General features: G+C 60.2%; 9 protein-coding genes. 7 read left to right on the top strand and 2 right to left on the bottom strand.

Going from position 1 to position 11604, the window contains the following annotated elements:
- Nucleotides 1–170 precede the first annotated feature (170 nt).
- The 6 genes from PMI22_RS15950 to PMI22_RS15975 all read left to right on the top strand — a co-directional run bounded on the left by PMI22_RS15950 (nt 171) and on the right by PMI22_RS15975 (nt 7456).
- Entirely contained in the window at nt 171–779 is a 609-nt protein-coding gene (locus PMI22_RS15950; protein WP_007945621.1) for a YqiA/YcfP family alpha/beta fold hydrolase, read from the top strand.
- A gap of 41 nt (nt 780–820) precedes the next feature.
- Nucleotides 821–2725, top strand: coding sequence for a DNA topoisomerase IV subunit B (parE, locus tag PMI22_RS15955; RefSeq protein WP_007945620.1), 1905 nt, complete (start codon nt 821–823; stop codon nt 2723–2725).
- Entirely contained in the window at nt 2725–3714 is a 990-nt protein-coding gene (locus PMI22_RS15960; RefSeq protein ID WP_007945619.1) for an esterase-like activity of phytase family protein, read from the top strand. Before parE ends, PMI22_RS15960 begins: the two co-directional genes overlap by 1 nt.
- Entirely contained in the window at nt 3711–4235 is a 525-nt protein-coding gene (locus tag PMI22_RS15965) for a retropepsin-like aspartic protease family protein (RefSeq protein WP_007945618.1), read from the top strand. Before PMI22_RS15960 ends, PMI22_RS15965 begins: the two co-directional genes overlap by 4 nt.
- Before the next feature lie 7 nt (nt 4236–4242).
- Entirely contained in the window at nt 4243–6510 is a 2268-nt protein-coding gene (gene parC, locus PMI22_RS15970) for a DNA topoisomerase IV subunit A (protein WP_007945617.1), read from the top strand.
- 232 nt (nt 6511–6742) lie between these two features.
- On the top strand, nt 6743–7456 hold the full coding sequence (locus PMI22_RS15975; protein ID WP_007945616.1) for a PqiC family protein: 714 nt from the start codon (nt 6743–6745) through the stop codon (nt 7454–7456).
- Nucleotides 7457–7727: 271 nt separating this feature from the next.
- Here PMI22_RS15975 and PMI22_RS15980 read toward each other — a convergent pair whose 3' ends face one another.
- Nucleotides 7728–9257: an AhpA/YtjB family protein gene (locus tag PMI22_RS15980; RefSeq protein ID WP_007945614.1), complete on the bottom strand. Its 1530-nt coding sequence runs from the start codon at nt 9255–9257 to the stop codon at nt 7728–7730.
- Between the two features lie 134 nt (nt 9258–9391).
- Here PMI22_RS15980 and serB point away from each other — a divergent pair, with 134 nt between their 5' ends.
- The gene (gene serB / locus PMI22_RS15985; RefSeq protein ID WP_007945613.1) at nt 9392–10606 is read left to right on the top strand and encodes a phosphoserine phosphatase SerB; all 1215 of its coding nucleotides are present in this window, start codon (nt 9392–9394) and stop codon (nt 10604–10606) included.
- A gap of 123 nt (nt 10607–10729) precedes the next feature.
- Here the strand turns inward: serB and asd are convergent, their stop codons facing one another.
- Nucleotides 10730–11590: an archaetidylserine decarboxylase gene (asd, locus tag PMI22_RS15990; RefSeq protein ID WP_007945612.1), complete on the bottom strand. Its 861-nt coding sequence runs from the start codon at nt 11588–11590 to the stop codon at nt 10730–10732.
- Nucleotides 11591–11604 lie beyond the last annotated feature (14 nt).

Below are 11604 nucleotides of genomic sequence, written 5' to 3'. Positions count from 1 at the left end.
TCGTCGGAACGCCGCCCGGACCGGCTCGCTTCCACCTTGGAATGCGTACCCCTGTGGGAGCGAGCCTGCTCGCGATGGCGTCCGTGGGGACGCCATAATCCCGAGGATATCCCCGATCCCCCCATCTCCCTGTAAACTGCGCCTCTTTACCCGACGCACAGGGAGCTCAAATGTCCGGTTCGATCCTTTATATACACGGTTTCAACAGCGCGCCTGCGTCGAAAAAGGCCACGCAGTTGATGCAAGTGATGGAGCGCCTGGGTTTGAGCGATCAATTGCGTGTGCCAGCCTTGCATCACCACCCGCGCGAGGCCATCGCTCAGCTGGAGCAGGCTATTGTCGAGCTGCAACGGCCACTGCTGGTCGGCAGCTCCCTCGGCGGCTACTATGCGACTCACTTGGCCGAGCGCCATGGCCTCAAGGCTTTGCTGATCAACCCGGCCGTCAGTCCACACCGGATGTTCGACGGGTTCGTGGGAACGCAGAAAAACCTGTATACCGATGAGACTTGGGAATTGACCCACGACCACGTGACGGCCCTGGCCGAGCTGGAAGTGCCGGCGCCCCAGGACCCGCAGCGGTATCAGGTGTGGTTGCAGACCGGTGATGAAACGCTGGACTATCGCCTCGCCCAGCAGTACTACCGGGCCTGTGCCTTGCGTATCCAGGCCGGTGGCGACCATAGTTTCCAGGGTTTTGCCGCGCAATTGCCGGCCATGCTGAGTTTTGCCGGTATCGGCGCAGATTTGTATCAGGCGATCGATTTCACAGCACTGTGAACCGTCGCCTCTATTTCACGAACATTTGACGACGAGACCCCATGGCCACTCCCAGCGCTAGCTCTTATAACGCAGACGCCATCGAAGTCCTCTCGGGCCTCGACCCGGTGCGTAAACGCCCCGGCATGTACACCGACACCAGTCGGCCGAACCACCTCGCCCAGGAAGTCATCGACAACAGCGTCGACGAAGCCTTGGCCGGGCATGCGACATCGGTGCAGGTTATCCTGCACGCCGACCACTCCCTGGAAGTCAGCGATGACGGCCGTGGCATGCCCGTGGACATTCACCCGGAAGAGGGTGTTTCCGGGGTCGAGCTGATCCTCACCAAGCTTCATGCGGGTGGCAAGTTTTCCAACAAGAACTACCAGTTCTCCGGCGGTCTGCACGGGGTGGGTATTTCGGTGGTCAACGCCTTGTCGACCGAAGTCCGGGTGCGCGTCAAGCGTGACGGCAACGAATACCAGATGACCTTTGCCGACGGTTTCAAGAAAACCGAGCTGGAAGTGATCGGCACGGTCGGTAAACGCAACACCGGCACCAGCGTGTTCTTCGCCCCGGACCCGAAGTACTTCGATTCACCGAAATTCTCCATCAGCCGCCTCAAGCACGTGCTCAAGGCCAAGGCTGTGCTGTGTCCGGGGCTGCTGGTCAGTTTTGAAGACAAGGCCACCGGTGAAAAAGTCGAATGGCATTACGAAGATGGCCTGCGCTCCTACCTGGTAGACGCTGTCAGCGAATTCGAGCGCCTGCCGGACGAGCCGTTCTGCGGCAGCCTGGCCGGTAATAAAGAAGCGGTCGACTGGGCGCTCTTGTGGCTTCCGGAAGGTGGCGACGCGGTGCAGGAAAGCTACGTCAACCTGATCCCGACGGCCCAGGGCGGTACTCACGTCAACGGTTTGCGTCAGGGCTTGCTCGATGCCATGCGCGAGTTCTGCGAATTCCGCAGCCTGTTGCCGCGCGGGGTAAAGCTGGCGCCGGAAGACGTTTGGGAACGCATTGCCTTCGTGCTGTCGATGAAGATGCAGGAGCCGCAATTCTCCGGTCAGACCAAAGAACGTCTGTCGTCCCGTGAAGCGGCGGCTTTTGTTTCCGGTGTGGTCAAGGACGCTTTCAGTCTGTGGCTCAACGCCCACCCGGAAACCGGCATGCTGCTGGCGGAGTTGGCGATCAACAACGCCGGCCGTCGCCTCAAGGCGAGCAAGAAGGTCGAGCGCAAGCGCATCACCGCAGGGCCGGCGCTGCCGGGCAAGCTCGCTGACTGCGCCGGGCAGGACCCGATGCGCTCCGAGCTGTTTCTGGTGGAAGGTGATTCCGCCGGTGGCTCCGCCAAGCAAGCGCGGGACAAGGAGTTTCAAGCCATCCTGCCATTGCGCGGCAAGATTCTGAACACGTGGGAAGTCGACGGTAGCGAAGTGCTGGCCAGCCAGGAAGTGCACAACATCGCCGTGGCCATTGGTGTCGATCCGGGCGCCGCAGACATGAGCCAGCTACGTTACGGCAAGATCTGCATCCTCGCCGACGCCGACTCCGACGGCCTGCACATCGCCACACTGTTGTGCGCGTTGTTCGTTCAGCATTTCCGCCCGTTGGTGGATGCCGGGCACGTCTATGTCGCCATGCCGCCGCTGTACCGCATCGACTTGGGCAAAGAGATTTACTACGCCCTCGACGAAGCCGAGCGCGACGGCATCCTGGATCGTCTGGTCGCCGAGAAAAAACGCGGCAAGCCGCAGGTCACCCGATTCAAAGGCCTGGGTGAAATGAACCCGCCGCAGCTGCGCGAAACCACCATGGATCCGAACACCCGGCGTCTGGTGCAGTTGACCCTGGACGATTTCGAAGCGACGTCGGAAATGATGGACATGCTGCTGGCGAAGAAACGCGCCGGCGACCGCAAATCCTGGCTGGAATCCAAGGGCAACCTGGCCGAGGTTCTTGGTTGATGCGGCGTGGCTTTGCCCTGGCGTGTGCGTTACTTCTGACCCCGGTTTTGGCATTTGCTGAAGCGGCACCCGAATTGCGCGTGGTCGCCGAGCATCCCGTTGACGGCATGCATGGCGGCAACCTGTCGGGGCTTGCGCAATGCGGCGAGGACCTGTGGACGGTGTCCGATCGCGACGACGATCAGATCTATCGTCTCGATACCCGCGATACGGTCTGGCAGGCTGAAGCCGTGGGCATCGGTGTGCCTCCGGTGCCGGGCAGCGGTTTGCCCTGGGGTTTGCGCTCGCGCGCCTGGCTGGCGTCGTTCGTGCGTGGCGGTGATCTGGATTTCGAAGCCATTACCTGCGACAGCGCCGGCAATCGCTACATTGTCAGTGAAGCCCATGCGGCCGTCCTGCAAGTACCGCTGACAGGGCCGGCGACCTGGTTGAAAATCTCGCCGCTGCTGGTTCGCGAAGCGCGGGCCAGTGGCTTGCTGTTGCAATTCAATGCGCTGTTTGAAGGCTTGGCGATAAACCCGGCGGGAGATCAGATGTGGTTCTCTGCCGAACGTCAAAGCCGCGGATTGTTAACGATCAAGCGCAAACAGACCGTTTGGGACTGCGAGGATGGCTGTGTGCTGCTGAGCGAAGCGGGCATGGAAATGCAGCCGCCGCAATTTCCCAAGGCCAAACCGGCGCCCCGGGATTTTTCCGATGTGTCGTTGTTCAACGGCAAACTGTTCACCCTTGAGCGCAATGCGTACCAGATTTGTCGACGCGACACGCAGACGGCCAAAGTCGAGCGCTGCTGGTCGTATGCGGCCGAGCTTTTGCAGGAAAACCGTCGTTATCCACAGAACTACGGGCTGGAAGAAGCATTGCTCGTGGACGCTGACGGCGCGTGGATTGGTGTGGATAACAACAACGGTGCCCGTGTCGATGGTGAAAGTCGCCCGGTGGTGTATCGTTTTGCCGCGCCTGAAGGTGGCTGGAGCGCCAAGCCGTGAGCCAGCAAACGGCGGGCAAACGCGCCGGCCGGGTCATGCTGGTGTTGGCCTGGTGCGCTGCGCTGTTTTTGGCAACTCGGTTTTTCGGGCAATGGGAGGAGCGCCAGCAAAACCCCAATGTCGTCGTCACCTCGGAGCAGGGCGAAGGGTTTATCGAAGTGAAACTGGTCAGCAACCGCCAGGGGCATTTTGTCGCCAGCGGTGCCATCAATGGTCACCCGGTGGATTTCATGCTCGATACCGGAGCGACGGATGTGTCAATTCCGGCCAGTGTGGCCGAGGGATTGAAACTGGAACAAGGCATCGGGGTGACCCTGAGCACGGCCAATGGTCTGAGCGAGGGCTATCGAACCCGCATCGACCGGCTGCAACTGGGCGACATTGTGTTGCGTGATGTTCGCGCGCTGGTTGCCCCAGGCCTGGAAGGCAAACAGGTGCTGCTCGGCATGAGCGCACTGAACAAACTTGAATTTACCCAGCGCGGTGGCACCATGCTGCTGCGCCAGACAACGAACCGATGAGGCCCGCATGAGCGACTCCCTTGATCTCAGCCTGGACGGTGTAGAACGCCGGTCACTGGCTGACTTCACCGAAAATGCCTACCTCAACTATTCCATGTACGTGATCATGGACCGTGCCTTGCCGCATATCGGCGACGGCCTGAAGCCGGTACAGCGACGCATCATCTACGCGATGAGCGAGTTGGGGCTGGACGCCGACTCCAAGCACAAGAAATCGGCGCGTACCGTCGGTGACGTGCTCGGCAAGTTCCACCCGCACGGCGATTCGGCCTGCTACGAAGCCATGGTCCTGATGGCTCAGCCGTTCAGCTACCGATACACGCTGGTCGACGGTCAGGGTAACTGGGGTGCGCCGGATGATCCCAAGTCATTTGCCGCCATGCGTTACACCGAAGCGCGGCTGTCGCGTTATTCCGAAGTGCTGCTCAGCGAACTGGGCCAGGGCACCGCGGACTGGGGCCCGAACTTCGACGGCACCCTCGACGAACCGCTGGTATTACCGGCGCGCTTGCCGAACATCCTGCTCAATGGCACCACCGGCATCGCCGTGGGCATGGCCACCGACGTACCGCCACACAACCTGCGCGAAGTCGCGACGGCGTGCGTTCGATTGCTCGATGAACCCAAAGCCACGGTCGAACAGCTCTGTGAACACATCCAGGGCCCGGATTACCCGACCGAAGCGGAAATCATCACCCCGCGCGCCGACCTGCTGAAAATGTACGAAACCGGCAAGGGCTCGGTGCGCATGCGCGCCGTGTACCACATCGAAGACGGCGACATCATTGTCACCGCACTGCCGCACCAGGTGTCAGGTGCCAAGGTGCTGGAACAGATCGCAGCGATGATGCAGGCCAAGCCATCCAAGGCGCCGCAAATCGCTGACCTGCGCGATGAATCCGACCACGAAAACCCGTGCCGCATCGTGATCATCCCGGGTGCGCGCAAGAACTTTGACCACGATGCGCTGATGACGCACCTGTTCGCCAGCACCGAGCTGGAGTCGAGCTACCGGGTCAACATCAACATCATTGGCCTGGACGGCAAGCCGCAGCTGAAAAACCTGCGGGCGCTGCTGGTCGAGTGGCTGGAGTTCCGGGTGCAGACCGTGCGTCGGCGCCTGCAATTCCGCCTCGATAAGGTCGAACGTCGCCTGCACCTGTTGGACGGTTTGTTGATTGCCTACCTCAACCTGGATGAAGTGATTCACATCATCCGTACCGAGGAGCATCCAAAGGCTGCCCTGATCGCGCGTTTCGCCCTGAGCGAAATCCAGGCCGACTACATTCTCGACACCCGTTTGCGTCAATTGGCGCGGCTGGAAGAGATGAAGCTGCGTGCCGAGCAGGATGAGCTGCTCAAGGAACAAGCCAAGCTGCAAGCGTTGCTGGGCAGCGAAGCCAAGTTGAAAAAACTGGTCCGCACCGAATTGATCAAGGACGCCGAAACCTATGGCGACGACCGTCGTTCGCCAATTGTCGAGCGCGCCGAGGCCAAGGCCCTGACCGAGCACGATCTGCTGCCAAACGAGAAAGTGACGGTCGTTCTGTCGGAAAAAGGCTGGGTTCGCTCTGCCAAAGGGCACGAGATCGACGCCACCGGGCTTTCCTACAAGGCCGGGGACGGTTTCAAGGCCCTGGCGGCCGGTCGCTCCAACCAGTTTGCAGTCTTTATCGACTCCACTGGTCGCAGTTATTCGGTGGCAACGCACACGTTGCCATCGGCCCGTGGCCAGGGCGAGCCGTTGACCGGTCGTCTGACGCCACCGCCTGGCGCGAGTTTTGAATGCGTGCTGATGCCAGAAGACGATTCGCTGTATGTGATTGCGTCCGACGCCGGGTATGGTTTCGTGGTCAAAGGTGAAGATTTCCAGGCCAAGAACAAGGCTGGCAAGGCGCTGCTGAGCTTGCCGAGCAACTCGAAAGTCATTCTTCCGCGCCCGGTGGCTGATCGCGAGAGCAACTGGCTGGCCTCGGTCACGACCGAAGGTCGCCTGCTGATCTTCAAAATCAGCGACCTGCCACAATTAGGTAAGGGCAAAGGCAACAAGATCATCGGTATCACCGGTGAACGTGTGGCCAACCGCGAAGAATATGTCACGGACATCGCCGTACTGCCGGAGGGTGCCACCTTGGTGTTGCAGGCCGGTAAACGTACCTTGTCACTGAAAGCCGACGACCTCGAGCACTACAAAGGTGAGCGTGGACGTCGTGGTAACAAATTGCCACGTGGCTTTCAGCGGGTGGATGCGCTGCTCGTCGAAAACCTCAATTAAGCGTCCCAGGGGGCGTTTTCGACGGTTTCCCTCCTGCGGGGAACACAGTCGCTAATGCCCTCAAGAGCGTTCGATCTGCGATTTAACGCGTAGATCAATGCTTTGGCGCTGGAGTCGGAACGCATATTCACGGATGATAGGGCCTTTCAAGCGCCGGCGTGGCCGAGCGTTCTTCATATGTTTTGAGTATTTTCACTGTGGTTAGCCTTGTGGCAGCCACCTGGATGGGACGATGACTGCTCTGCGCCTTCCTTTTATTTTGATGCTCGCCAGCGTTTTAGGCCTGGCGGGTTGCAGCGTTCATCAACCGGTGTCGCTGTATCAGCTGGACAGCGGAAATCCGGTTCCACCCGCACAAAGCGGGGGTATGGCGGTATTGTTGGGCCCGGTAACGGTTGCCGATTACCTGCAACGCGAAACCCTGTTGCAGCGTCAGCCCGATGGAAGTCTGCAAGCTGCCACGGATGGTCGTTGGGCGGGCAGCCTGTCATCCGACATTGATCAGCTGTTGCTGCGTCAGGTAGCGGGTCGTCTGGACAGCCAGCGCGTGGTGCTGGCGCCTGCCACAGCGGGCTTTACCCCGGATGTTCAGGTTCTGCTGACGATTACCCGGCTGGACTCGGGTGTGTCGCAACCGGCAATCCTTGATGCGCAATGGCGATTGATCGACCGTCGCGGAAAAGTTCGCGATAACCGCATCATTCACCTGCAAGAAGATCACGCAGGCGGCACAGCGGCGCAGGTTCAGGCGCAAGGGGTGTTGTTGCAGCGTCTGGCGGAGCAGTTGTCGGTGGCGCTCAAGCCATTGGCCAACCAGCCAGCGATTGCCGATGCACCGCGTAAATCGACGCCCAAACCTGTCGCTCCGGCAGCTGAGCAAGAGAAACAGCCGAAGATCCCGATGGCTTCGCCGATCCGGACCGATATGGAAGTGTTCAGGTTCTAAATCAGGAATGATTCAACACGAAGCCTGCAGTGATGCGGGCTTTGTTGTTTCTGCGGGGGCTTGTAGCAGCTGTCGAGCCTGCGAGGCTGCGTTCGAGGAGGAAGTCCTCGCAAGTTCTATAAGTGCGGTCTGTCTGAATGCACCCATTGCCCTTTACGACTGCTGCGCAGTCGAACGCAGCCTCGCAGGCTCGGCAGCTGCTACATAGAACCAACAAAAAACCCGCAGATGATCACTCATCTGCGGGTTTCTTTTATATCGGGGCTAGTGCTTACGCCCGACGCTCATGCATCCGCGCCAATTGCCGTTCCAGCATCGATGGATAAGGCTCCATCAACCGCTCCACGCAGCAAGCACCCTCAGGGCTCGCAATCGGGCGAATCCGCGCACGCTGACGAATCAGCACGTCGTCACCGATCTTGCGCTCCACCAGCAGCAGGTTGCGGCTGTGTTGCGACAGGGCCAGTGCGTCCTGAGCGGGTTCGGTCAGCAGTAAATCGATCTGACTCATACCGAACAACTCTTCACCCAGCGTCAGACCCAACTGCAATTGCAGGGTGATGCCGCTGTCTGCGACTTCGATCTGCAACTGATGGCCCAGGGCTCGCAACAACTCACCGCAGCAGATGGCGTTGGTCAGGTAGTCGTCGCCGCTGTCTTCGGTGTGGAACAGCATCAGTGTGCTGCCATCGTTCAGGGTATGCAGTTCGCTCTGGTAGAGCGAAGCGGCCTGATCGAGGCAGCCGCGATAGCGTTTCAGCAATTCTTCGAGGCGGGTGCGGGGCAGGCGACGCAGTTGGTCCTGAGCGCCCAGTTGCACGGCCAGGACGGCGCTGTGTTGTGGCGCGTTCGAAATCACCGGTTTTGCGGCGGGTTTCAGGGCGACGGCGATCGACTCGTCGCGCAGATCGGCAAAAGCGTCATCGTCATCATCATCTTCAACAGTGCTGACAATCTGTCGTGGCGCGGGTTTCAGGCTGGCGACCGGTTTGGTTTCATCGAAACTCGGGTCACGCAAGTTGCGTACTTCGAAGGTCGGCTCGTTGTCGTTCGCGTCTTCATCGCTGTCGTCGTATTCAGGCTCCGGCACTGGTTCCGGCTCGGCAGGCTCCGGTGCGAAATTGGCGTGCAACTGACGGGCAAGGTCGCCGATCTCGTCCTGACGGTCGGTGGCCGGAGTGTATTCGTCGATATTGCGCAGCCATACGCGCAATTGCAGCAGCGGCGTAGAGATGTGCCGACCCAGGCGCAGGCTCAGGGCCAGGGACAATGCCAACAGGATCGCACTCAAAATGCCCATGCTTTGCAGGCTGATGGTCATGGGCTGCTGGAATTGATCCATGTCCAGGCTGATGCGCAGTTGCCCTGCGGTCACGTCCTGGAACGTGATCTTGCTCTGGTACATGCCCTCGGCTTCGCCCAGCAGGCTGTGCTTGGGACGCTGACCGGCCTCGGCGAGGATGCGGTTATCCACGCTATAGATGGCGGCGTGGGCGACCAGCTTGTTTTTGGTCAGGTTGTTGAGCAGCACGTTGAGGCTGAGGATGTCGTTGGACACCAACAGCTCCGTAGCGGAGGTGGCGGTCTGCGTGGTCAGGCTTTCACCCAGCGCATCTGCCTGCTCGTGCATGGCCTGCTTGAACTGCAAACCCATGACACCGGCGTAGATCACCAGGGCCAGAGCGACCAGGATCACGTTATGGCTGGCGATGCGCAATGCAATCGGTACACGGCGGTGGCGCAGTGCCCGGAAGATCAGCAGAAAGAAGTTATCGGTTTTTACTGGCGTGGGCCGGTTCACTTGCGCTCGGCTCTTTGTCCGTGAAGTTGACGCGCAGTATAGCGACAGGCCATAGGCCGGCAAAGCGCTCACGGTGCCCGATGGTCACTGAAAGTGGGTAGAATGCGGTTTTTTTCCACTTGCGGGGGTGCGCCTTGCGCGAAATCGTCCTGATAAACATCACGGGAGTCGACCGTCCGGGTCTGACTGCGGCCATTACCGGCGTTCTGGCCCAGGGTGGTGTGAACATTCTCGACATCGGTCAGGCGGTGATCCACGACACCCTGTCGTTCGGCATCCTGGTTGAAATTCCGGATACCGAGCAAGGCAAGTCGGTGCTCAAGGACATCCTGTTCAAGGGTTACGAGCTCGATCAACAGGTGCGTTTCACGCCGGTGTCCGAAGAGGACTATCAGCAGTGGGTCGGCAATCAGGGCAAAAAGCGCCACATCGTGACGCTATTGACCCGCAAAGTGACTGCCGGGCAGTTGCAGGCCGTGAGCTCGATTACCGCCAAATATGGCCTGAACATCGATCACATCGATCGGTTGTCAGGGCGCATGCCGCTCGACACCCCGGCTGACAAGGGCAAGGGTTGCATCGAGTTTTCCGTGCGTGGCGAAGCGGCTGATCCGCAGGCGCTGCGGGCCGAATTCCTCAGCGTTGCGCAGGAACTGAACGTCGACATCGCCTTTCAGGAAGACTCGTTGTTCCGTCGCAACCGTCGCCTGGCGGTGTTCGACATGGACTCGACCCTGATCGAAGCAGAAGTGATCGACGAACTGGCCAAGGCGGCGGGTGTCGGCGACCAGGTGTCGGAAATCACCGAGCGAGCGATGGCCGGTGAGCTGGATTTCCGTGCGAGCTTCAAAGAGCGTCTGGCGTTGTTGCAAGGTCTGGACGTCAGCGTGCTGGATTCGATCGGTGCTTCCCTGCGCCTGACCGAAGGTGCCGAGACCCTGTTCGCCGAACTCAAGCGTCTGGGCTACAAGACCGCGATTCTGTCGGGTGGCTTTACCTACTTCGCCAAGCAATTGCAGGCCAAGCTGGGCATTGACTACGTATTTGCCAACGAACTGGAAGTGGTCGACGGGAAAGTCACGGGGGTTGCGGTCGAGCCGATTGTCGATGCGCAGCGCAAGGCTGACTTGCTGCGTGAGCTGGCCCATAAGGAAGGATTGCGACTGGAGCAGACCATTGCAGTCGGCGACGGCGCCAATGACCTGCCGATGCTGGCGATTGCGGGATTGGGTGTGGCGTTCCGGGCCAAGCCGCTGGTGAAGCAATCGGCGAAACAGGCGATTTCCACCCTTGGGCTGGATGGTGTGCTGTACCTGCTGGGCTTCCGCGATCGCGACGGACAGCTCTAGACGCCGCAAAAATAAATGTGGGAGCGGGCTTGCCCGCGAAGAGGCCGGAACATCCAACATCTATGTTGTCTGTGCCGACGCTTTCGCGGGCAAGCCAGATCCCACAGGGATGCAGTTTGGCCTTTAGGCTTTTGGCAGGCCCATTCCCTGGCCCATCTGCACCGGCGAACCCGCCGCCAGCTCTTCAGACCACTGCACTTGATCTGGCCCGAATAGCACGACAGCAGTCGAACCCAGTTTGAAGCGACCCAGTTCCGCACCTTTTTCCAGATGGATCGGCGCGCGGGCGGCTTCATCGTAACGGAAGGTTTTCAGCTCGCGTTTCGGTGGCGTGACCAGCCCGGCCCAGACGGTTTCGATCGACGCAACGATCATCGCGCCCACCAGCACCACGGCCATCGGCCCGCGCTCGGTGTCGAAAATGCACGCCACGCGCTCGTTACGGGCGAACAGCTCGGGAACGTTTTCGGCGGTGGTCTGGTTGACCGAGAAGATTCGGCCCGGGATGTAGACCATCTCACGCAGAGTGCCGGCCAGCGGCATGTGCACGCGGTGGTAGTCCTTCGGCGACAGGTAAATGGTGGCGAAATCACCGCCCATGAACGGCGCGGCATTCGCAGCATCACCGCCCAACAATTCCAGCACGCTGAAGCTGTGGCCCTTGGCCTGGAACACGCGACCGTGTTCGATCGGGCCGAGCTGGCTGACCGCGCCATCGGCCGGGCTGAGAATGGCGCCCGGGGTTTCGTCGAGCGGGCGAGCGCCGTCTTTCAGGGCGCGGGTGAAGAACGCATTGAAGTGCTCGTAAGCGGTCAGGTCTTCGACCAGGGCCTGGGACATGTCCACCTGATAACGCTTGGCGAACCAGGCGGTAAAGGCGTTTTTGAACCAGCGCACGCGGCATTCGGCAATGCAGCCGGCCAGTCGCGAGAGCAAGTGATGGGGCAGCAGGTATTGGCTGAGGATAAACAGACGCTTATTCATTAACTGTCCTTAAA

Origin of the sequence: Pseudomonas sp. GM21 (genome assembly GCF_000282215.1) — a bacterium.
GTDB lineage: Bacteria > Pseudomonadota > Gammaproteobacteria > Pseudomonadales > Pseudomonadaceae > Aquipseudomonas.
Note: the sequence above shows the minus strand (reverse complement) of the source record. Positions and strands in the feature narration are given on the sequence as shown.

Excerpts from the sequence above, each read along its gene's own strand:
- PMI22_RS15950 (WP_007945621.1), top strand. The coding sequence starts at position 171 with ATGTCCGGTTCGATCCTTTATATACACGGTTTCAACAGCGCGCCTGCG.
- parE (WP_007945620.1), top strand. The coding sequence starts at position 821 with ATGGCCACTCCCAGCGCTAGCTCTTATAACGCAGACGCCATCGAAGTC.
- PMI22_RS15960 (WP_007945619.1), top strand. The coding sequence starts at position 2,725 with ATGCGGCGTGGCTTTGCCCTGGCGTGTGCGTTACTTCTGACCCCGGTT.
- parC (WP_007945617.1), top strand. The coding sequence starts at position 4,243 with ATGAGCGACTCCCTTGATCTCAGCCTGGACGGTGTAGAACGCCGGTCA.
- PMI22_RS15975 (WP_007945616.1), top strand. The coding sequence starts at position 6,743 with ATGACTGCTCTGCGCCTTCCTTTTATTTTGATGCTCGCCAGCGTTTTA.
- asd (WP_007945612.1), bottom strand. The coding sequence starts at position 11,590 with ATGAATAAGCGTCTGTTTATCCTCAGCCAATACCTGCTGCCCCATCAC.